General features: G+C 65.8%; 19 protein-coding genes and 1 pseudogene. 8 read left to right on the top strand and 12 right to left on the bottom strand.

The features are described 5' to 3' along the window. The first annotated feature begins 55 nt into the window (after positions 1-55). A complete protein-coding gene (locus tag CFB39_RS30760; protein WP_089475772.1) occupies positions 56-1,246 on the top strand; it encodes a M20 aminoacylase family protein in 1,191 nt (396 codons plus the stop codon). 57 nt (positions 1,247-1,303) lie between these two features. Continuing rightward, positions 1,304-2,638 (top strand): MFS transporter, encoded by a 1,335-nt coding sequence (locus tag CFB39_RS30755; protein WP_089475771.1) that lies wholly within the window; start codon positions 1,304-1,306, stop codon positions 2,636-2,638. A 53-nt stretch (positions 2,639-2,691) separates the two neighbouring features. Here CFB39_RS30755 and CFB39_RS30750 read toward each other — a convergent pair whose 3' ends face one another. Next, positions 2,692-3,612, bottom strand: a complete 921-nt coding sequence (locus tag CFB39_RS30750; protein ID WP_089428962.1) for a LysR family transcriptional regulator — start codon at positions 3,610-3,612, stop codon at positions 2,692-2,694. Positions 3,613-3,747: 135 nt separating this feature from the next. Between CFB39_RS30750 and CFB39_RS30745 the strand changes: the two genes are divergently transcribed. Further along, positions 3,748-4,521 carry a transporter substrate-binding domain-containing protein gene (locus CFB39_RS30745; RefSeq protein WP_089475770.1) on the top strand — a complete coding sequence of 258 codons (774 nt, stop codon included), beginning with the start codon at positions 3,748-3,750 and terminating at the stop codon, positions 4,519-4,521. A 60-nt stretch (positions 4,522-4,581) separates the two neighbouring features. Continuing rightward, positions 4,582-5,697 carry a succinylglutamate desuccinylase/aspartoacylase family protein gene (locus CFB39_RS30740; RefSeq protein WP_089475769.1) on the top strand — a complete coding sequence of 372 codons (1,116 nt, stop codon included), beginning with the start codon at positions 4,582-4,584 and terminating at the stop codon, positions 5,695-5,697. A 258-nt stretch (positions 5,698-5,955) separates the two neighbouring features. Here CFB39_RS30740 and CFB39_RS41285 read toward each other — a convergent pair. Further along, positions 5,956-6,039 (bottom strand): annotated as a pseudogene (locus CFB39_RS41285) (IclR family transcriptional regulator); the annotation flags it as partial. A gap of 102 nt (positions 6,040-6,141) precedes the next feature. Between CFB39_RS41285 and CFB39_RS30735 the strand changes: the two are divergent. Then, a complete protein-coding gene (locus CFB39_RS30735) occupies positions 6,142-7,266 on the top strand; it encodes a YhcG family protein (RefSeq protein WP_256991491.1) in 1,125 nt (374 codons plus the stop codon). Positions 7,267-7,444: 178 nt separating this feature from the next. On the opposite strand, the gene CFB39_RS30730 is transcribed toward CFB39_RS30735, so the two are convergent. Beyond that, positions 7,445-8,233, bottom strand: a complete 789-nt coding sequence (locus CFB39_RS30730; RefSeq protein ID WP_039367952.1) for an IclR family transcriptional regulator — start codon at positions 8,231-8,233, stop codon at positions 7,445-7,447. Positions 8,234-8,461: 228 nt separating this feature from the next. On the opposite strand from CFB39_RS30730, the gene pcaF reads away from it, so the two are divergent. Next, complete coding sequence (gene pcaF / locus CFB39_RS30725; protein WP_089475767.1) at positions 8,462-9,664, top strand: 3-oxoadipyl-CoA thiolase; 1,203 nt, start codon at positions 8,462-8,464, stop codon at positions 9,662-9,664. A gap of 91 nt (positions 9,665-9,755) precedes the next feature. On the opposite strand, the gene CFB39_RS30720 is transcribed toward pcaF, so the two are convergent. The 3 genes from CFB39_RS30720 to CFB39_RS30710 form a co-directional block, all read right to left on the bottom strand. Continuing rightward, positions 9,756-10,256 carry a DUF523 domain-containing protein gene (locus tag CFB39_RS30720; protein WP_373452755.1) on the bottom strand — a complete coding sequence of 167 codons (501 nt, stop codon included), beginning with the start codon at positions 10,254-10,256 and terminating at the stop codon, positions 9,756-9,758. A gap of 108 nt (positions 10,257-10,364) precedes the next feature. Next, positions 10,365-10,925, bottom strand: coding sequence for a GNAT family N-acetyltransferase (locus tag CFB39_RS30715; protein WP_089475765.1), 561 nt, complete (start codon positions 10,923-10,925; stop codon positions 10,365-10,367). Then, positions 10,922-11,779 carry a class I SAM-dependent methyltransferase gene (locus CFB39_RS30710; protein ID WP_089475764.1) on the bottom strand — a complete coding sequence of 286 codons (858 nt, stop codon included), beginning with the start codon at positions 11,777-11,779 and terminating at the stop codon, positions 10,922-10,924. The genes CFB39_RS30715 and CFB39_RS30710 overlap by 4 nt, the downstream gene beginning before the upstream one ends. A gap of 324 nt (positions 11,780-12,103) precedes the next feature. Between CFB39_RS30710 and CFB39_RS30705 the strand changes: the two genes are divergently transcribed. After that, on the top strand, positions 12,104-13,648 hold the full coding sequence (locus CFB39_RS30705) for a PAS domain-containing methyl-accepting chemotaxis protein (RefSeq protein WP_089475763.1): 1,545 nt from the start codon (positions 12,104-12,106) through the stop codon (positions 13,646-13,648). Positions 13,649-14,060: 412 nt separating this feature from the next. Then, complete coding sequence (locus CFB39_RS30700; RefSeq protein ID WP_089475762.1) at positions 14,061-15,605, top strand: PAS domain-containing methyl-accepting chemotaxis protein; 1,545 nt, start codon at positions 14,061-14,063, stop codon at positions 15,603-15,605. Positions 15,606-15,723: 118 nt separating this feature from the next. Here the strand turns inward: CFB39_RS30700 and CFB39_RS30695 are convergent, their stop codons facing one another. Genes CFB39_RS30695 through CFB39_RS30670 form a run of 6 tightly spaced genes read right to left on the bottom strand, consistent with a single transcriptional unit; the run spans position 15,724 to position 20,278 of the window. After that, positions 15,724-16,302: a TerD family protein gene (locus CFB39_RS30695; RefSeq protein ID WP_089475761.1), complete on the bottom strand. Its 579-nt coding sequence runs from the start codon at positions 16,300-16,302 to the stop codon at positions 15,724-15,726. Between the two features lie 32 nt (positions 16,303-16,334). Further along, entirely contained in the window at positions 16,335-16,910 is a 576-nt protein-coding gene (locus tag CFB39_RS30690; protein ID WP_089428971.1) for a TerD family protein, read from the bottom strand. A 29-nt stretch (positions 16,911-16,939) separates the two neighbouring features. Then, positions 16,940-17,971 (bottom strand): TerC/Alx family metal homeostasis membrane protein, encoded by a 1,032-nt coding sequence (locus CFB39_RS30685; RefSeq protein ID WP_089475760.1) that lies wholly within the window; start codon positions 17,969-17,971, stop codon positions 16,940-16,942. A gap of 11 nt (positions 17,972-17,982) precedes the next feature. Continuing rightward, on the bottom strand, positions 17,983-18,432 hold the full coding sequence (locus CFB39_RS30680; RefSeq protein ID WP_089428973.1) for a tellurite resistance TerB family protein: 450 nt from the start codon (positions 18,430-18,432) through the stop codon (positions 17,983-17,985). Positions 18,433-18,479: 47 nt separating this feature from the next. Beyond that, on the bottom strand, positions 18,480-19,688 hold the full coding sequence (locus CFB39_RS30675; RefSeq protein ID WP_089475759.1) for a TerD family protein: 1,209 nt from the start codon (positions 19,686-19,688) through the stop codon (positions 18,480-18,482). Next, a complete protein-coding gene (locus tag CFB39_RS30670) occupies positions 19,685-20,278 on the bottom strand; it encodes a TerD family protein (protein ID WP_089475758.1) in 594 nt (197 codons plus the stop codon). The genes CFB39_RS30675 and CFB39_RS30670 overlap by 4 nt, the downstream gene beginning before the upstream one ends. Positions 20,279-20,370 lie beyond the last annotated feature (92 nt).

Genomic DNA, 20,370 nt, shown 5'->3' with positions numbered 1-20,370 from the left:
CTCGCTTTCCCGCACGCCCTCGTTGCGTGCGCAGACAAACAGCAGGAGCCCCTTGATGCCCACCGATACCCGATTCACCGAAGTCGAGGATCTGTTGCCCGCCGCCCGCGGGTTGCGCGAGATCCGTCACCACATCCATCACCACCCCGAGCTCGCGTACGAGGAGCACGACACGGCCGCGCTCGTCGCCGAGAAGCTCGAACAGTGGGGCTGGCAGGTGACGCGCGGGGTCGGCAAGACGGGCGTGGTCGGCACGCTGCGCGTGGGCGACGGCACGCGCAGCATCGGCATTCGCGCCGACATGGACGCGCTGCCGATCATCGAGGCGACGGGGCTGCCCTACGCGAGCGGCACGCACGGCAAGATGCATGCGTGCGGCCACGACGGCCACACGACGATGCTGCTCGGCGCCGCGCAGCACCTCGCGAAGACCCGCAACTTCTCCGGCACCGTGCACCTGTATTTCCAGCCGGCGGAAGAGCATGGCGTCGACAGCGGCGCGAAGAAGATGATCGACGATGGCCTGTTCGAGCGCTTCCCGTGCGACGCGGTGTTCGGCATGCACAACCATCCGGGCGCGGCACCGGGCGTGTTCCTGACGCGGCGCGGCCCGTTCATGTCGGCCGGCGACAAGGCGATCATCACGATCGAAGGCGTCGGCGGCCACGCGGCCCGGCCGCACCTGACGGTCGACCCGGTGGTCGTCGCGGCGAGCATCGTGATGGCGCTGCAGACGATCGTCGCGCGCAACGTCGATCCGTCGCAACCGGCGGTCGTCACGGTCGGCTCGATGCACGCGGGCACCGCGAACAACGTGATCCCGAACGGCGCGCGTCTCGAACTCAGCGTGCGCTCGTTCAGCCCCGACGTGCGCGCGCTGCTCAAGCGCCGCATCACGGAGCTGGCCGAAACGCAGGCCGCAAGCTACGGCGCAACCGCGCACGTGGAATACATCGAAGGCTATCCGGTCGTCGTCAATACGGATGCCGAAACGGATTTCGCCGCGCAGGTCGCGCGCGAACTCGTCGGCGACGCGCACGTGGTCGAGCAGACCGACCTGCTGATGGGCAGCGAGGATTTCGCGTTCATGCTGCAGCAGCGGCCGGGTTCGTTCGTGCGGCTCGGCAACGGCGAAGGCGAGGACGGCTGCATGGTGCACAACCCGAAATACGACTTCAACGATCGCAACCTGCCGATCGGCGCGGCGTACTGGACGCGTCTCGTGGAGCGTTACCTGGGGCAGTGATGCCGGCGGCGGCGCGAGCGGCCGGCGCTTCCGGCGCATTGACAGGAGAGGATAGCGATGCAGAAAGATCATCTCGCGCTGCACCACGCATCGACGGGGGCGGCCGAAGTCAGTCCCGCGCCAGGCGCACCGGCCGTCACGCGGCGCGGTGCGATTGCCGCGGCCGTGATCGGCAACTGGCTGGAATTCTTCGATTTCACCGTGTACGGCTTCTTCGCGGTGCTGATCGGCAAGCTGTTCTTCCCGTCGAGCGACCCGACCACGTCGCTGCTGCTGTCGGTCGCGACGTTCGCGGCCGGCTTCTTCACGCGGCCGCTCGGTAGCGTCGTGCTCGGCGTCTATGCGGACCGCAAGGGGCGCAAGGCGGCGCTGAACCTGACGATCATGCTGATGGCGCTCGGCACGGGCCTGATCGCGATCGCGCCGACGTATGCGCAGGTCGGCGTGGCCGCGCCGCTGCTGGTCGTGTTCGCGCGGCTGATGCAGGGCTTCTCGCAGGGCGGCGAATTCGGCGCGGCGACGTCGACGCTGCTCGAACAGGGCGGCACGTCGCGCCGCGCGTTCCGCGCGAGCTGGCAGCTCGCGACGCAGGGTGGCGCCGCGCTGATGGGCTCGGGCTTCGCGGCGCTGCTGTCGAACACGATGACGAAGGATGCGCTGGAAGGCTGGGGCTGGCGCTTGCCGTTTCTCGTCGGCGTGCTGATCGCGCCGGTCGGGATGTTCTTGCGCCGCCGGCTCGCCGACGATGCGCCCGGCGACAGCCATCACGGCATCGAACGCGGCGTGCTGCACGAGCTGTTCTCGAAGCACACGCGCACGGTGCTGCTGCTGATGCTCACGGTGATGGGCGGCACGGTGTCGACCTACATCCTGACGTTCTACATGCCGACCTATGCGATCCACACGCTCGGCCTGCCGATGAAGCTGTCGATGTTCGTCGGCGTCGCATCGGGCTGCGTGATGCTGGTCACGTGCCCGCTGTTCGGCTGGCTGTCGGACCGGCTCGGCAGCCGGCGCCTGCCGATCTTCGTCGGCCGCGGCGTGCTGGTCGCCTTGCTGTTCCCGGCGTTCTGGCTGATGAATCATCACCCGACGCTGTCGGTGATCCTGCCGCTGACCGCGCTGATGCTGCTGTTCTATTCGCTCGGCTCGGCGTCGGAAATGGCGCTGATGTGCGAGTCGTTGCCGCGCCACGTGCGCGCGACCGGCATCTCGATCGCGTATGCGCTCGCGGTGACGATCTTCGGCGGCACCGCGCAGCTGATCGCGACCTGGCTCGTGAAGACGACCGGCAGCAAGCTCGCGCCGGCCGGTTACGTGGCCGCGTGTGTGGTGCTGTCGTTGATCGCGGTGGCGATGCTGCGCGAGACGGCGCGGGATTCGATCGACTGATACGCGTCGTAGCACAGCATGACGGGCGGCGAGCGGCAACCCGCAATACGCGCTTACCGCCCGCGCACCACCCTCAGGTACGACGCGAGCATCGTCGCGAGTTCCTGCGCGGCCGGCGTCAGCGGCACGGCCGCGCGCTGCAGCAGGCAGATGTCCTGCGATTCGGCCTGTTCGCGCACGGGCACTTTCGCGAGCGCGCCGGCGAACGGCCCGTGCCGCGTCACGGCTTCGGTTTCGAGCGACAGGCAATCGGTCTGCGTGACGAGCTGCAACGTCTCGAACATCCCTTCGACGGTGGCGAGGATCTTCGGCGGCGGCAGGCCATGCACGTCGAAGTACGCGAGCAGCCGGTTGACGACGGGGTCCGCGCTCAGGTTCGGCGAGCGCGTCGACACCCATGCGTAGTCGGCCAGTTCGGCGAGCGATTGCGCATGCATCGCCGGATGCCCGTTGCGGCACACGACCACCGGCGCGGAAGCACGCAGCGGCGTGACCGCGAGATCGGTCGTGTCGGTTTGCTTCGCGACGAGCGCGATCGCGAAATCGACCGCGCTTTCCCGCAGCCAGCCGATCATCATCCGCGACGTGCCGGTACGCAGGTGCACGTCGACCTTGTCGAAGCGCGCACGGAACGCGCTCAGCACCGGCGCGAACGCATCGATCAGCGGTTCGGCCACGAGGCCGAGCGTGACGGTGCCTTCGTACGCGCCGCTCAGTTGCCGGATTTCCCGCTCGACCTGCTCGCATTCGCCGAGGATCGACCCGGAGCGCGCGAGCAGCCGCTGGCCGACGGCCGTCGGCACGATCCCGCGATTGGTGCGCGTGAACAGCGTCGCGCCGAGCGTCGCCTCGAGGCTCTGCAGTTGCTGCGTGACACCGCTCTGCGCGAGGTCGAGCGCGCGTGCGGCCGCGCGCAGGCTGCCGTGCTCGACGACGGCCTGGAAGATGCGGAGCTGGGAGAGCGTGAACGCCATGGGCAAGCGCGGGGCCGGTGATCGGGAAAAGTGATCATGATAAGGCAGTGGGCGATTCCGGCGGCGGCGCGTGCGCACTACGATCGCAGGCAGTCCGGCTCGTGCCGTTTGCCCATCGTCCCGCCTTCGTCGACCATGAAACGTCCCTTCCTGCCGCTCGTTTCTCTATGCCTTGCGCTCGCGGCCGGTTCCGCGCACGCACTCGATGCGCGCCCCGTGCGCCTCGGCATCGATCCCACCTATCCGCCGATGGATTCGAAGGCGCCCGACGGCAGCCTGAAGGGCTTCGACGTCGATCTCGGCAACGAGATCTGCCGCCGCGCGCAGTTGCGCTGCCAGTGGGTCGAGCTCGAATTCTCCGGGATGATTCCCGCGCTGCAGGCGCGCAAGATCGACGCGATCCTGTCGTCGATGGCGATCACCGAGAAGCGCGAGAAGCAGATCCTGTTCTCGTCGAAGCTGTTCCGCTTCAAGTCGCGGCTCGTCGCGCGGCCCGGCAGCGGCGTCGACAGCACGACCGCGTCGCTTGCGGGCAAGCGCGTCGGCGTGCAGTCGGGCACGCAGTTCGAATCGTGGGCGCTCGCGCACTGGGCGCCGGCCGGTGTCAGCGTGATGCCGTACAAGAGCCAGGACGACGTGTTCGCCGATCTCGTCAACGGCCGCCTCGACGCGGCGTTGCTCGGCACCGTGGAAGCCGACTACGGCTTCCTGCGCACGCCGAAGGGCAAGGGCTTCGCGTTCGTCGGCGCACCGCTCGACATGGGCGATCGCGGCGTCGGCATCGGCATGCGCCAGTCGGATACGGCGCTCAAGGCATCGATCGACGGCGCGATCGCGTCGATGCTGAAGGACGGCACGTACGACCGGATTGCCAGGAAGTATTTCGACTTCAACCCATACGGCGACTGAGCGCCGAGTCACCTCGACGTTTCACCGGCTTCTTCGTTTTCATTTCGTTCGAGACCATCGATGCAGATTCGCACCACGCCGCTCCTGTCGCCGTCGATCGGCACGCAGCGCACGCTGACGAGCTTTCATTTCGGGCCGGCCGACACCGGCCGCAAGATCTACCTGCAGGCCGCGCTGCACGCGGACGAGACGCCCGCGATGCTCGCGGCGTTCGTGCTGAAGCAGCGTCTCGCGCAGCTCGATGCCGACGGCCGGCTCGCGGCCGAGATCGTGCTCGTGCCGGTGGCGAACCCGGTTGGCCTCAATCATCATCTGCTCGGGCAGTTCATCGGCCGTTTCGATCTCGCGAGCGGCCGCAACTTCAATCGCGGCTTCCTGCCGCTCGCGGAGATCGCCGCGCGTGCGCGCGACCGGCTCGGCGACGACGGCGAGCGCAATCGCGCGATCGTGCGCGAGTGCGTCGGCGCGGCGCTCGACGAGATCGCGCCGCGCACGGAGTTCGATGCGCTGCAGCTCGCGCTGCTGAAGCTGTCGCTCGATGCCGAGGTGGTGATCGACCTGCATTGTTCGCTCGAAGCGGTGATGCACGTGTACACGAGCGATACCGCCTGGCCGGAAGTCGAGCCGCTCGCGCGTTATCTCGGCTCGGAGGTGTCGCTGCTCGCCGAGGATTCGGGCGGGCACGCGTTCGACGATGCGCATCACCTGCTGTGGTCGCAATTGCGGCAGCACTTGCCGGCGGGCACGCCGATGGCGGCCGGCACCGTGGCCGTGACGGTCGAGTGCCGCGGCCAGCGCGACGTGACGTACGACTATGCGGAACGCGATGCCGATGCGCTCGTCGACTATCTCGTGTGGCGCGGCGCGGTGCAGGGCGAACCCAGGCCGCTACCGCCGCTCGCCGCGCCGGCCACGCCGCTGGCCGGCAGCGAGCAGTTCCATGCGCCGGTGAGCGGGATACTCGTGCACCGCGCGGCGATCGGCGCGACGATCCGCGCCGGCGATCCGCTGTTCGATATCGTCGATCCGCTGACGGACGCGATCACGACGATTTCGAGCGGCACCGACGGCGTGTTCTACATGCGTCGCGCGATTCGGTTCGTCACGGCGGGTGCGCCGCTCGGCCGTGTGACGGGCACGGTGCCGGTGCGCAAGGGGATGTTGCTCGGCGCGTGAGCGGCGCTGTGTCCTGCCGGTGTGCGACGCAATTTCGTTCTTGTCAAGTTGACCGCGTTTCGGTGCGTCACTAAATTGTGCGGCGCGGAGTTCGCTCCGTGTTCCGTGAGAAGAACGTTGTAACCAAGTGGAGTTGATACGGGCAGCCCTGGGCTGCCCGTTTTTTTGCTCGATTGTCGTATCGCTGATACGACAATCGAGCCGGATGCGTCGTTGCCCCGGTTATTCGGGAAGCCGCACCTCATGCCGGCCCGTTGTTCACCCCCGCCGCGCCACCAGCTCCGACACCGTCTGCGCGGCCTGCTGCAGCCACCCGAGAAATTCCTTCACCGTCTGCTTCGCATATAGGTGCAGCGTATTTTCGTTCGTGTCAGATAGACCGAGTCTTGTCCCGTCACTAAATTGTGATGCTCGGTCATCTCCGTGTTCCGCGGAGGGGATCGCATGGGCAACAGGACGCTTTCCATGACAACCGCGAAAAGATCTGTCGTGCCGGCCGGCTATACCGGCGTCCATAGTGGCATCGTCGAATTGCTCGAGGCCGCACGCCATGCGGCGGCCCGCAAGGTCAATGCGCTGATGACGGCGAGTTATTGGGAAATTGGTCGCCGTATCGTCGAGGCTGAGCAGCAGGGAAGGCGGCGCGCAGGATATGGCGAGCAGTTGATCGAGCGCCTCGCGAACGATCTTACCGGGCGGTTCGGGCGCGGGTTCAGTCGCCAGAACTTGCAGCAGATGCGGTCGTTCTTTCTGACCTGGCCAATTCGCCAGACAGTGTCTGGCGAATCTTCCCCGGCATCGGTCCACCCGAGGCGGCTCGACGAACTGGCACAGTGCTTCACGCTGCCGTGGTCGGCCTATGTGCGGCTGCTGTCGGTCAAGGACGACCAGGCCCGCCAGTTCTACGAGGCCGAAGCCCTGCGCGGCGGGTGGAGCGTGCGCCAGCTCGACAGGCAGGTCGGCAGCCAGTTCTACGAACGCACGGCGCTGTCCCGAGACAAGGTCGCGATGCTGGTCAAGGGCGAGAAACGCAAGCCGGCGGACACCGTCACGCCCGACGACGCGATCAAGGACCCTTATGTGCTGGAGTTTCTGGACCTCAAGGACGAGTACTCGGAGTCCGACCTCGAAGCTGCGCTGATCGAGCGGCTGGAAGATCTTCTGATCGAGCTCGGCGAGGAGTTTGCTTTTGTCGGGCGTCAGCGCCGGTTGCGTATCGACCAGACCTGGTATCGGGTGGACTTGCTGTTCTTCCATCGTCGGCTGCGCTGTCTCGTCATCGTCGACTTGAAGCTCGGCAGCCTGACCCACGCGGACGTGGGCCAGATGCACCTGTATTGCAACTACGCCAAGGCGCATTGGACGCTTCCTGACGAGAACCCGCCGGTGGGGCTGATCCTTTGCGCCGACAAGGGGCACGCACTTGCGCGGTATGCGCTAGAGGGTTTGCCCACCAAGGTCATGGCAGCAAACTATCGAACCGTGCTACCGGATGCGGAGTTGTTGCAACGAGAGTTGGAGAACACGCGGCGCATGCTGGAGTCTCGCGTCAGGCCGCTCCGAAGATAGCGGAGCACGCCGATACGGGCGGCCGCGTCGGCTTGGCGGAGTGCCTCGATCTGCATCGGAGCGCCCTCTCTGCCGGCGCAGTGTTGACGACGATACCCACAGCGTTGCCGCTCCGCCCATGTCGAAGAGCCAGCAGGGCGGCAACGGCTTCATCGTCGCCGAGCGTGACAGCTTGTACTCACCCCCGCCGCGCCACCAGCTCCGACACCGTCTGCGCGGCCTGCTGCAGCGGCCCGAGAAACTCCTTCACCATCTGCTTCGCGGTATGCCGCTGCGCGTTGCCGCTGATGTTCATTGCCGCGATGATCTGCCCACGCCGGTTGCGGATCGGCGCGGACAACGACATCAGACCCACTTCGAGTTCCTGGTCGACCACCGCCCAGCCCTGCTGGCGCACCTGCGCGATCGCCGCCTTCAGTTCACCGAGGTCGGTGATCGTGCGCGGCGTATGCGCGCGGATGCCGCTTTGCGCGAGCGTCTCGTCGAGCTCGGCGTCGTCGAGCGCGGACAGCAGCACGCGGCCCATCGACGTGCAGTACGCGGGCAGCCGGCTGCCGATCGACAGGTTGATCGTCATGATCTTGCGGGTCGGCACGCGCAGCACGTAGACGATCTCGGTGCGGTCGAGCACGGCCGCCGAGCAGCTTTCGTGGATCTGCGCGGACAGCTGCTCCATCACGGGATCGGCGAGATTCCAGAACGGCATCGACGTGAGGTACGCGAAGCCGAGCTCGAGGATCTTCGGCGTGAGCCGGAACAGCCGGCCGTCGGCCTCGACGTAGCCGAGCGTCTGCAGCGTGAGCAGGATCCGGCGCGCGCCCGCGCGCGTGAGCCCGGTGGCCGAGGCGACCTCGGTGAGCGTCTGCTCCGGACGGGCCGCGTCGAATGCGCGGATCACCGCGAGGCCGCGCGCGAACGACTGGACATAGGAGTCGCCGGGTTTCGTCTGAGTGTCTTCGGTTGTCATGAGCGCCTGGAATATCGTGCAGCCGAGAAGATAGCGCATGGGGCCTGACACGCCAACCGCGCGGCGGACCGCGCGCTTGACAGGTCGTCCCCGCACTCCCTATGATGCGTTGAACGTTCGATACACGATCTTATGTTCGTATATAGAACATTTAAGCGCATCCCGGCGGGCAATGCAAGGGGCGCGCCCTGTTCATTCCCCCAGCCTGTCCTGGGACCGGAGACACTGATGACCGAAGCTTTTCTGTGTGATGCGATCCGTACGCCGATCGGGCGTTACGGCGGTGCACTGTCCGGCGTGCGCGCCGACGATCTGGGCGCGGTGCCGCTCAAGGCGCTCGTCGAGCGTAACCGCGACGTCGACTGGACGGCGATCGACGACGTGATCTACGGCTGCGCGAACCAGGCCGGCGAGGACAACCGCAACGTCGCGCGCATGTCGGCGCTGCTCGCAGGGCTGCCGCAGGGCGTGCCCGGTTCGACGATCAACCGCCTGTGCGGTTCCGGGATGGATGCGGTCGGCGTGGCCGCGCGGGCGATCAAGTCCGGCGAGGCCGCGCTGATGGTCGCGGGCGGCGTCGAGAGCATGACGCGCGCGCCGTTCGTGATGGGCAAGGCCGCGAGCGCGTTCGCGCGCCAGGCCGACATCTACGATACGACGATCGGCTGGCGCTTCATCAATCCGCTGATGAAACAGCTGCACGGCGTCGATTCGATGCCGGAGACGGCCGAAAACGTCGCGGTCGACTACAACATCAGCCGCGCCGACCAGGACCTGTTCGCGCTGCGCAGCCAGCAGAAGGCCGCGCGGGCGCAGCAGGACGGCACGCTGGCCGAGGAAATCGTCGCGGTCACGATTGCGCAGAAGAAGGGCGATCCGCTGGTCGTGTCGCGCGACGAGCATCCGCGCGAGACGTCGCTCGAAACACTGGCGAAGCTGAAGGGCGTCGTGCGCCCGGACGGCTCGGTGACGGCCGGCAACGCGTCGGGCGTCAATGACGGCGCCGCCGCGCTGCTGCTCGCGAACGAGGAAACCGCGAAGCGCTTCGGCCTGACGCCGCGCGCTCGTGTGCTGGGTATCGCGACGGCCGGCGTCGCGCCGCGCGTGATGGGCATCGGCCCCGCGCCGGCCACGCAGAAGCTGCTCGCCCGGCTCGGGATGACGATCGACCAGTTCGACGTGATCGAGCTGAACGAGGCGTTCGCGTCGCAAGGTCTCGCGGTGCTGCGCATGCTCGGCGTGGCCGATGACGATCCGCGCGTGAACCCGAACGGCGGCGCGATCGCACTGGGCCATCCGCTCGGCGCGTCGGGCGCGCGTCTCGTGACGACCGCGATGTATCAGCTGCATCGCACGAACGGCCGCTTTGCGCTGTGCACGATGTGCATCGGCGTCGGCCAGGGCATCGCGATCGCGATCGAGCGCGTCTGACCAGCGTCACACGGCGAAGCGGCAGCGCACGCGCCGCTTCGCGCTATCCGAATCGATGCGCGGCACGAGGTTCTCGTGCCGCGCATCGTCGTTAACCGGCTTGCGACAACTGCTTGAGGCGCGCATCGAGCGCGTCGATCTCGGTGTCCGCGAACACTTCGATGCCATGCTCGCGCAGCAACGCCGCGGTGACACCGGCGCCCGCGTGCCGCCGGTTCTCGAAGCTTCCGTCGTAGATGAACGTGCTGCCGCACGACGGACTGCCGTCGGCCAGGATCGCGAAGCGGCAATCGTGCGTGCGCGCGAGGGCCAGCGCGGTGTGCGCGCCGAACACGAACGGCGCCGTCACGTCGGTGCCGTTCACGTCGACGATGCGCGCGGCGCCAGCCAGCACCCGCTGCCCCGATTCGCCGTGGGCGATTTCGGCGGGCGGGCGCGGCACGCTGAAGCCGCCGGCCAGTTCGGGGCAGACGGGCACGAGACGCCCTTCGCGCTGCCACCGTTCGAGCGCCTCGTGCGCGGCGGTCTTGGCCGAGCCGTTGTAACGGACCGGATGACCGATCACGCACATGCTGACGAGGATCTTCGGCATGGCTTGCGGCTGCGCTTCGTTCTGCAATTTCACTCTCCGTGATGCGGCGATGGCCGATAGCGCCGTGGCAAAGCGGGAAATTCCACGCTTTGCCCGCGCGCCGGTGCGTCAGGCCGTCGGTCCTTCCAGGTGAATGTCTTCCGGCTCGAGCGCGTACAGCGCCGGGTCGGGCGATGTGCTGACCGTGAAGCCGAGCCGCAGGTAGAAGTCGATCGTGTTCTGCGACGGCGTCGCGGACACATACAGGCGCGCAGCGCCCATCGCGCGCGCCTGCTCGCGGGCCGCGCGGTAAAGCTGCTCGCCGAGCCCGCAGCCGCGCCAGTCGTGGCTCACGTGCAGGAACTTCAACTGCAGCATGTCGCCGTGCGGGCCGAGCGGCTGGCTGTCGACGATGACCGCCGCGACGAGCCGCGCGCCGTCGAACATGCCGACGCACCAGCCGCCGCGATCGTGGCAGTCGAGCAGGATCGGCGTGTAGTGGTCGGCTTCGCCGTCGGGCCAGCCCGCGACGTCATAAAAGTCGGGAACGAGATGCAGCGTGCCGTCGCGCAGCACGTACAGGTGCTCGATGATCTCGCGCCGGTCGATGGTCCACACGAGCGGCACGTCGTCGCGCGTGAGCAGGCGGGTGGACAGTGCGTCGCGTTCGGCGGCGGTGCGGCGCGTCATGCGGCCTCCCGATGCGCGGCGATCGCATACATCAGCGGCAGGCGCGGCATGTGATCGGGCGGCACCATCCGGCGGCCGTTCAACTCGCGCATGTCGTCGAAACCCTTCCAGCCGTTCGCGTACGGATATTCGGTCAGGCGGTCGATCGCGAGCCCGGCCGATACGAGCGCGTTCACGACATCGCCGATGCCCCACATGAACTCGTAGCTCGGATGCGGGTTCGCGAAATCGACGACGCCCGGATGGTCGTGCTGCGCGCCGAGCCCCGTGCCGGATGCGGCCACGTAATCGCCGACACCTGCCGGCTCCTCGGTCGCATCGCCTTTGAAATAGTCGTAGTGCGGCTTCCAGTGTTCGTCGAAATACAGCGCGAACGGATGGAACTCGACCATCGCGAAACGGCCGCCGGGCGCGAGCAGCGCGGCGATCCCGCGGGCCCACGCGTTCAGGTCGGACAGCCAGCAGATCGCGCCGTACGACGTGAACACGCGATCGAAGCGTTCGCCGCGCGCCGCGGCCTCGGGCATCCAGTCGAGCACGTCGGCGCGCTCGAAGCGTGCGGGCAGGCCCGCGTCGGCCGACAGTTGCCGTGCGAAGGCGATCGCTTCGTCGGAGATGTCGACGCCCGTCGCGTCCGCGCCGTCGCGCACGAGGCTCAGCGTGTCCTGCCCCGCGTTGCACTGCAGGTGCAGGAGCCGCAGCCCGCTGACGTCGCCGAGCAGTTCGCATTCTTCCGGGAAGAGCGTCGAGCCGCCCGCGCGAAAAAATGCGGCCTGATCGCCTTTATGACTGTTATGCGCGACTGTCGCCGTATTCCAGGACAGCCGATTCAGTTCGTGCAATGCCTTTTTCATCGAATTCGAATACCGATTGAACGGGACAGGATAGACGGAATCGTTTCGCCGCGTGCAACGGCCGACGGCGTTGGCGTGCCGTGCGGCCCGGCTGGGCAGTGCGGCGTGACAGGCGGATGAACACGCGCAGCGAATATTGCCGGATTATTTGATCGAAATCATGGCGTTCGCCAAATTGAATATTTTATGCGATCAAAGGGTAAGGTTTTTCCCCAATATGCCGACAGTAAGATGAAGACCGTCGTAAAGCGATAAACCGTTTTTCGGCTACTGAGCGTGAAGTCAGCGCGACGCGGACGTCAGATCCGCTTTTCGGAGCCTTGCATGCGCAATAACCAGCCCGTTACCCAACAGGAATTCGATTTTCCCGACGACGTCACGCTGATGTCGACGACCGACGCAGACAGCATCATCACCTACGCCAACACGACGTTCGCGCAGGTGAGCGGCTTCACGAACGAGGAACTCGTCGGCCAGCCGCACAACGCGGTGCGCCACCCGGACATGCCGCGCGAAGCGTTTGCCGACATGTGGGCGACGCTCCGGCGCGGCGAGCCGTGGACCGCGCTGGTGAAGAACCGCCGCAAGAACGGCGATCACTACTGGGTGCGTGCGAACGCGATTCCGGTGATGCGCAACGGCGAACCGCAAGGCTACATGTCGGTGAGGACGAAGGCGCCGCACGACGAGTCCGAGGCCGCCGACGCGCTGTATCGCGCGTTCCGCGAAGGCAAGGCCGGCCAGCGCCGGTTTCACAAGGGGCTGGTGATCCGTACGGGGCTGCTGCGCATCGCGTCGCTGTCGCAGACGATGTCGGTGCGCGCGCGGGTGCACTCGGCGCTGTGCGTGCTCGCGCCGGCGGTCGTTGGCGCAGGCTGGGCATGCGGGCTGGCGGGCGGCGGGCTCGCGGCGTTTGCCGGCGTGACGGTCGGCGTGGCGGCGGCGGCCGGCCTGTGGCTCGATGCGCAGATCGTGCGTCCGCTGAAGCGGCTGCACGACCAGGCGCTGAACGTCGCGACCGGCGAAAGCCGGCGCGGCGTGCGGATGAACCGTGTCGACGAGATCGGCATGACGCTGCGCACGATCAACCAGCTCGGGCTGATGTTCCGCTGGCTCGTCGACGACGTCAGCGAGCAGGTGCACAACGTGCAGCGCGCGAGCAACGAGATCGCGCAGGGCAACAACGACCTGAGCGCGCGCACCGAGCAGGCGGCGTCGAGCGTGCAGGAGACGGCCGCGTCGATGGCCGAGATGACGGCGACCGTCGACAGCAACGCGGAGACCGCGCTGCAGGCGAACCGGCTCGCGATGTCGGCGAGCGAGGCGGCCGGGCGCGGCGGGCAGGCGGTGGGCGAGGTCGTCACGACGATGAGCGACATCACGGCCAGCTCGCGCAAGATCGCCGACATCATCGGCGTGATCGACGGCATCGCGTTCCAGACCAACATCCTTGCGCTGAACGCGGCCGTGGAAGCGGCACGCGCGGGCGAGCAGGGGCGCGGCTTCGCGGTGGTCGCTGGCGAGGTGCGGGCGCTCGCGCAGCGCAGCGCGAACGCGGCGAAGGAGATCAAGACGCTGATCGGCGCGAGCGTCGAGCGCGTCGAATCGGGCGCGCGGCGCGTGGACGAGGCGGGCAAGACGATGGAGGACATCGTCGCGCAGGTGAAGCGCGTGTCGGACCTGATCGCGGAGATCAGCTCGTCGACGGCCGAGCAGAGCACGGGCGTGTCGCAGGTCGACCAGGCGGTCGTGCACCTGGACAACATCACGCAGCAGAACGCGGCGCTGGTCGAGCAGAGCACGGCGGCGTCGGAGAGCCTGAAGCAGCAGGCGACGCGGCTGGTGGATGCGGTGAACGTGTTCCGGTGAGCGTGGGGGCGCGCACGTGATGTGCGCGCCCGATCAATGCAGCATGATTGACGTGCGCAATGCGCGTTAGGGATTTTTTAGCCAATCAAAAATGCGCTGATCGACGAATATTCGTATTCGAGATTTTATGTTGATACATTGAATCGCGATTGATTAAATGGCGTTTAATGATCAGACGAATGCCCGTCAAACCGTTGCCTGGCCTGGTGTTTGGTTTATCCATAAACAAATTGTTCGGTAAAAACAAGATCATGTATTTCTAATGCATATTTACCCGAATACACCATAATGTTTTCGTGGAATTTGCCGAAAGCGCAGGGGTAAGACCAACGTGCATGCGGACAGACCGCAATGCGCGGGTCTCGAATCAATCGACAAGCGGACGCAAGATCCGTTACCCGGAGCTCCACACATGCGTAACAACCAGCCCGTCACGCAACGCGAATTCGATTTTCCCGATGACGCGACGCTGATGTCGACCACCGACGCGAACAGCTACATCACCTACGCGAACGCGGCCTTCATCCAGGTCAGCGGATTTTCCCCCGAAGAGATCGAAGGCCAGCCGCACAACGTCGTGCGGCATCCGGACATGCCGAAGGAGGCGTTCGCCGACATGTGGGCGACGCTCAAGGGCGGCGAGCCGTGGACCGCGCTCGTGAAGAACCGCCGCAAGAACGGCGATCACTACTGGGTGCGCGCGAATGCGATTCCGGTGATGCGCAACGGCGAGCCGAAGGGCTACATGTCGGTGCGCACGAAGGCGACGCGCGACGAGATCGCGGCCGCGGAGGCGCTCTACAAGGAATTCCGTGGAGGGCACGCCGGCAACCGGCATTTTCACAAGGGGCTGATCGTCCGCAAGGGCGTGGTCGGATTCACGTCGCTGTTCCAGACGATGTCGGTGCGTGCGCGGCTCCATGCGTCGCTGTGCGTGCTCGCGCCGGTCGTGGTGGCCGGCGGCTGGGCGTGCGGGCTGGCCGGCGGCGGGCTCGCCGCGTTCGCGGCGGTGACGGCCGGCGCTGCGGCGGCCGCGGGGCTGTGGCTCGATGCGCAGATTGCGCGCCCGCTCATGCAGTTGCGCGACGAGGCGCTGCGCGTGGCGACCGGCGAAAGCCGCAGCGGCGTGCGGATGAACCGTGTCGACGAGATCGGCATGACGCTGCGCACGATCAACCAGCTCGGGCTGATGTTCCGCTGGCTCGTCGACGACGTCAGCGAGCAGGTGCTGAACGTGCAGCGCGCGAGCAACGAGATCGCGCAGGGCAACAACGACCTGAGCGCGCGCACCGAGCAGGCGTCGACGAGCGTGCAGCAGACGGCGGCGTCGATGGCCGAGATGACGGCGACCGTGTCGAGCAATGCGGAGACGGCGCTGCAGGCGAACCAGCTGTCGGTGTCCGCGAGCGAAGCGGCGGGGCGCGGCGGGCAGGCGGTGAGCGAGGTGGTCGCGACGATGAACGACATCACGGCCAGCTCGCGCAAGATCTCGGACATCATCGGCGTGATCGACGGCATCGCGTTCCAGACCAACATCCTTGCGCTGAACGCGGCGGTGGAGGCGGCGCGGGCCGGCGATCAGGGGCGTGGTTTCGCGGTGGTCGCGGGTGAAGTGCGGGCACTCGCGCAGCGCAGTGCGAACGCGGCGAAGGAGATCAAGACACTGATCGGCGCGAGTGTCGATCGGGTCGAATCGGGCGCACGGATCGTCGATGGCGCGGGCAAGACGATGGAGGACATCGTGACGCAGGTGAAGCGCGTGTCGGACCTGATCGCGGAGATCAGCTCATCGACGGCGGAGCAGAGCACGGGGGTTGCGCAGGTCGACCATGCGGTCGTGCACCTGGACAACATCACGCAGCAGAACGCGGCGCTGGTCGAGCAGAGCACGGCGGCGTCGGAGAGCCTGAAGCAGCAGGCGTCGCGGCTGGTGGAGGCGGTGAACGTGTTCCGGTGAGCGTGGCGTGCCTCGTTGGCCTTCACGCATGTCGACCGGCCTCATGCGTGGATCGCGCCGTTCAGTGACGAACTGAACGGCGCGATCGGCCAGGCTGGAGATTTTCCAGCCTTTCGGATTAACCGATGCTCACCCCGTGAGCTTCTGCCAGAGGCTTCAGGCCACCCGTGAAACCTTGTCCGATCGCCTTGAACTTGAACTCGTCGTTGTGGCGATACAGCTCGCCGAAGATCATGGCGGTTTCGGTGGATGCGTCTTCGGACAGGTCGTAGCGGGCGATTTCCTTGCTGTCGGCCTTGTTGACGACGCGGATATAGGCGTTGCTCACTTGGCCGAATGACTGCTTGCGGGCTTCTGCGTCGTGAATCGTGACGGCGAAGACCAGCTTCTTCACGTCGGCCGCCAGACCGGCCAGCTTCACGTTGACCTGCTCGTCGTCGCCATCGCCCTGGCCGGAACGGTTGTCGCCCAGGTGCTCGATGGAACCGTCGGCGGACTTCTTGTTGTTGTAGAAGATGAAGCTGGCGTCGTTCAGGACTTTGCCGTTTTCACCGGTGACGAAGATCGAGGCGTCGAGGTCGAACTCGGTGCCGTCGGTGACGCGCGGGTCCCAGCCCAGGCCGACGACGATTTCGCTCAGGCCCGGGGCCTCTTTCGACAGGGAGACGTTACCGCCTTTGGACAGACTGACAGCCATGGTGTGATTCCTTGTTCAGGTGAGGAGACCGTTCAGAAGTTCATGCCGTAGCCGTTGGCCAGGGCACGCAGGCCGCCGGCGTAGCCTTGGCCAACGGCGCGGAATTTCCATTCGCCGCTGCTGCGGTACAACTCCGCGAAGATCATCGCGGTTTCGGTGGAGGCGTCTTCCGCCAGGTCGTAGCGGACCACCTCGGCGCCGGAGGTCTCGTTCACGACGCGGATGAACGAATTGCTGACCTGGCCGAAGTTCTGCTTGCGCGCTTCCGCGTCGTGGATGGTGACCGTGAAGGCGATCTTGTCGATGTCGGCCGGAACGCGGCTCAGGTCGACCTTGATGACTTCGTCATCGCCGTCGCCCGCGCCGGTACGGTTGTCGCCGGTATGCTCGACGGAGCCGTCCTGGCTGCGCAATTGGTTGTAGAAGATGAAGTCGGCTTCACCGCGGACTTTGCCGTTGGCCCCCAGCAGGAACGCGCTGGCGTCCAGATCGAACTCGGCGCCATCGGTCGCGCGCGGGTCCCAGCCCAGGCCAACCAGGATTCGGGTCAGGCTCGGGTCGGCTTTGGACAGGGAGAGGTTGCCGCCTTTTTGAAGAGTCAGTGCCATGAAAAACAGCTCCTTTGGGTTGTGACGGGTTACTGATTTTCGGCTTGCGCGTCTTCCTTGTTCGGGAAGATCACGCTGGCCAGGATTCCGATTGCCAGGACCGCCATGACGATGAGCAGGCTGGTGTTCGGGGAGATGCTGATACCGTGGTGGAACAGATGGTCGGTCGCGTTCAGGCCCAGCTTCGCCGCGATGAAGAACAGCAAGACGACCACGGCCTTTTCCAGATGCACCACGTAGCGCTTCAGCGCTTCCAGCACGAAATACAGCGTGCGAAGGCCAAGAATGGCGAACAGCATCGCCGAGTAGACGATCAGCGGTTCACGGCTGACTGCGATGACCGCGGGGACCGAGTCGAACGCGAACAGGACGTCGGACACTTCGATCACGACCAGGCAGAGGAACAGCGGCGTAGCGAACAGGCCGCCTTTGGCCGCCAGGCTCATGTCCCGCTCGGCCGTCCGTGCTTCCGCCTCGAGCTGCTTGCGGCTCACGAAAAATTTGTGGCCGTGCAGCCTGGGCCATACGGGGAAGAGCTTTTTCGCGAAGCGGCAAGCAAGATGCTGCGAGTAATCCTTCTCCTCGTCATCGTCGTCACCGCCCTTGAGCATCATGACGGCGGTCCACGCCACGATCAGCGCGAAGGCGATCTCGACCCATGGGCCGAATGCCAGCAGGCCGGTACCGATGACGACAAAGACCCCACGGAAGACGATGGCCCCGATGATGCCCCAGTGCAGGATGCGGTGACGCATGCCGTCCGGGACCTTGAACCACGCGAAGATCGCCATGAAGACGAACAGGTTGTCGACGGAGAGGACCTTCTCCAGCGCATAACCGGTCAGGAACAGGCTGGCCACTTCCGCGCCGTGTTGCACGTACAGGAAGCCGGCGAATGCAACGGAGATGGCCACCCAGAATACCGACCAGATGGATGCCCGGGCGAGGGTGATCGGCTTGTCGTCGCGGTGGGTCACCATGTCCAGCACCAGGGCGGCCAGCGCCAGGCCGATGAATACCGCCATGGTCAACGGCGGGAAGCCAATGTGTGTCGTTTCCACGTTTCGGTTTCCTACAGTTCGAAGTCAACCGGGTTCAAGCCGAGCTCGAGGCAAATCAGGCGGCAAGCCGCTTTTTCCTTGTCGTCGAAATGACCGTCGGATGCGCCAATGGCACAGGCCACGCGCACCAGCAAGCGTGCTTCGCCATCCTTGCCCTTGATCTTGCCGATCGCCTTCAGCGCCTCGGCCTGGCCGATCTGGAAATCGAATTCGAACTTGCCGCAGGCGTCGTTGAACACCGCGATCACGTCGCTCAGGTTGAAGACCTTCAATTCCGGGGAATTGTTGATGAAGCCGACCATCTTCAGCTTCTCTTCGGATTTGATCTCGCCATCCGCGGCGGAGATCAGCGCGCAAGCATTGGCGGTTGCCTCCATGAACGTCCGGTTCTTGAATTTGGCGACTTCGATGGTCAAGGTTTCGCGGGCTTTGGCCGCGTTGGTTTTCAGCCAGTCGAGCATGTGTTTCCTCTCAGTGAGCGGGGCCGGACGGCCCCGCCGGTCAATGGTTACTTGGAGCCTGCTTTCCAGCGCATCCCCCAGCCGTAGGCACGATCCATTTCCTCGTGTCCGGGATGGAAGTCGACTCGACGAGAGACCTTGACGGCCCCGTTCACGTTTTCAAGCAGGGCAATCGCGCACATGCCGTGGCGGCCGCCTTCCTCGTTCATGCGAACTTCGATTTCGGACTGGCCGGGCACGAAAATGGTGACGACACCATCCGTTGCCTTCCAGTTCGGCGCGCCGTCGTAGATGAACGCGAAAATCAGGATGCGTTCGATCTTGTTCCACTGTTGCCCATTGATGCGAAGCCACTCGCCATCGGCAACCGAGCCGGTGCGGTCATCTCCCATCAGCTGGATGTAGGGTTCCTCCCGCAGATCGCCGAAACGCTTGCCGAGCGCCTGCACGGCCCCTTTGAATCCGTCCTGCATTTCGAACAGGCAACCCAGGTCCAGGTCGATGGCGCCGCGTTTTCCCAGGAAGCCGCCGAGCAGGCCACTCGTACCCTGGTTCCAGTTCAGGTTCACCTTGATTTCACCGAAGCCGGCAGCGGTCTTCTCCAGGCTGATGCTGGGGCGTGATTTGTCGAGCGTGACTTTGCTGAGTCGGATCGTGGACGTCGGTGCGCCAGGCGGTACCGGTGCGGGCGCGGGCGCTGGTACGGGCACCGGGGCCGGCGCGGGAGGGCTCTGCGTCGGGCTACCGGAAGGCGCGGCAACGTCGACGCCGAAGTGCCTGGCCAGCGGCTCCAGGCCGCCGGCAAAGCCCTGTGCGACACAGCGGAATTTCCACGCGTCCTGACGGCGGTAAAACTCCCCGAGGATCAGCGCAGTCTCCTTCATCCCGGCAGTCGGGATCTGCGCCTCGATCCCTCCCGTCACGGCCAGCGCCAGCGTCGAAACGCGATCGAAGGTCGCCTTGTTCTCATGGATGGTCGCGGTGAGCGCGACTTTCTCGACGGCAGGGTCGATCCGGGCGAGATCCACGGTGAACGTTGCGCGGCCGGCCGTCGTGGCGGTCAACTGAACCGCGCCGCCCAGGACACTGGTTTGGCCGTAGAAGCACATGTCGCCATCGCCCCGGACTTTCGCCGCAGCGGTGAGCGCGAATGCGGAGATATCGATCTCCGCGCCTGGAATCGGCGCGTAGTTGATGTCCACGCGCAATTGACCGGTGGCCACCGGTGCATTGCCGCCAGGTACCAGTGTCGTCATGCTCGCACCGCCTGAATCGCCAGATTGACGAGATCGTCCGCGGTGCGGCCGTGGGTGGACTGGCCGATCGCCTTGAATTCCCAGCCCCCGCCACCACGGCTGAGGCTGGCCATGACAACACCGGTGTGGCGGCCCTTCTCCGCGAGGTTGAAGCGCGCCAGCTCCTTGTCTTGGGCGTCGTCGAGGATGCGGCAGTAGGCGTTTTCGACTTGGTCGAACGTCTGACCGCGGAAGCTGTTCACGGTGAACACCAGGTGCTGGATGGTGCCCGGCAGGCGCTGCAGGTCGACGTGGATGGTTTCATCGTCGCCATCGCCTTCACCCGTCAGGTTGTCGCCGGAGTGCTCGATGGCGCCGTCCCTGGATGCCAGTTGTCGGAACCAGACCAGGTCGACGGAATTCATGTCGCCGTCCAGCAGGATGCAGGAAGCATCGAGGTCGATGTCGTTGCTGCCGCCGCCCAGCATCTTGGAGAAGAAGCCGCTGGGCTTTACCGGGTCCCAACCCAGGCCCAGACTAATCGAGGTCAAGCCACGGCCCGCGGTTTTTTCCAGCGAGATGCTCTGATTCTTGCTCAGGGTGAGTGCCATCTTTACGCTCCTTGTTGATCTTCAATGTTCAGTGTTCGTGCGAGGGATCGGACGGAGTCACGTTGCCGAGTCCCGGCTTGGCCAAACCACGA

The sequence above is a fragment of the Burkholderia sp. AU6039 genome (genome assembly GCF_002223365.1).
Classification (GTDB): Bacteria; Pseudomonadota; Gammaproteobacteria; order Burkholderiales; family Burkholderiaceae; genus Burkholderia.
This window is presented reverse-complemented; position numbering and strand designations above follow the sequence as displayed.

Coding starts and splice junctions, on each gene's coding strand:
- CFB39_RS30760 (WP_089475772.1), top strand. CDS start 56: ATGCCCACCGATACCCGATTCACCGAAGTCGAGGATCTGTTGCCCGCC.
- CFB39_RS30755 (WP_089475771.1), top strand. CDS start 1,304: ATGCAGAAAGATCATCTCGCGCTGCACCACGCATCGACGGGGGCGGCC.
- CFB39_RS30750 (WP_089428962.1), bottom strand. CDS start 3,612: ATGGCGTTCACGCTCTCCCAGCTCCGCATCTTCCAGGCCGTCGTCGAG.
- CFB39_RS30745 (WP_089475770.1), top strand. CDS start 3,748: ATGAAACGTCCCTTCCTGCCGCTCGTTTCTCTATGCCTTGCGCTCGCG.
- CFB39_RS30740 (WP_089475769.1), top strand. CDS start 4,582: ATGCAGATTCGCACCACGCCGCTCCTGTCGCCGTCGATCGGCACGCAG.
- CFB39_RS30735 (WP_256991491.1), top strand. CDS start 6,142: ATGGGCAACAGGACGCTTTCCATGACAACCGCGAAAAGATCTGTCGTG.
- CFB39_RS30730 (WP_039367952.1), bottom strand. CDS start 8,233: ATGACAACCGAAGACACTCAGACGAAACCCGGCGACTCCTATGTCCAG.
- pcaF (WP_089475767.1), top strand. CDS start 8,462: ATGACCGAAGCTTTTCTGTGTGATGCGATCCGTACGCCGATCGGGCGT.
- CFB39_RS30720 (WP_373452755.1), bottom strand. CDS start 10,256: ATGCCGAAGATCCTCGTCAGCATGTGCGTGATCGGTCATCCGGTCCGT.
- CFB39_RS30715 (WP_089475765.1), bottom strand. CDS start 10,925: ATGACGCGCCGCACCGCCGCCGAACGCGACGCACTGTCCACCCGCCTG.
- CFB39_RS30710 (WP_089475764.1), bottom strand. CDS start 11,779: ATGAAAAAGGCATTGCACGAACTGAATCGGCTGTCCTGGAATACGGCG.
- CFB39_RS30705 (WP_089475763.1), top strand. CDS start 12,104: ATGCGCAATAACCAGCCCGTTACCCAACAGGAATTCGATTTTCCCGAC.
- CFB39_RS30700 (WP_089475762.1), top strand. CDS start 14,061: ATGCGTAACAACCAGCCCGTCACGCAACGCGAATTCGATTTTCCCGAT.
- CFB39_RS30695 (WP_089475761.1), bottom strand. CDS start 16,302: ATGGCTGTCAGTCTGTCCAAAGGCGGTAACGTCTCCCTGTCGAAAGAG.
- CFB39_RS30690 (WP_089428971.1), bottom strand. CDS start 16,910: ATGGCACTGACTCTTCAAAAAGGCGGCAACCTCTCCCTGTCCAAAGCC.
- CFB39_RS30680 (WP_089428973.1), bottom strand. CDS start 18,432: ATGCTCGACTGGCTGAAAACCAACGCGGCCAAAGCCCGCGAAACCTTG.
- CFB39_RS30675 (WP_089475759.1), bottom strand. CDS start 19,688: ATGACGACACTGGTACCTGGCGGCAATGCACCGGTGGCCACCGGTCAA.
- CFB39_RS30670 (WP_089475758.1), bottom strand. CDS start 20,278: ATGGCACTCACCCTGAGCAAGAATCAGAGCATCTCGCTGGAAAAAACC.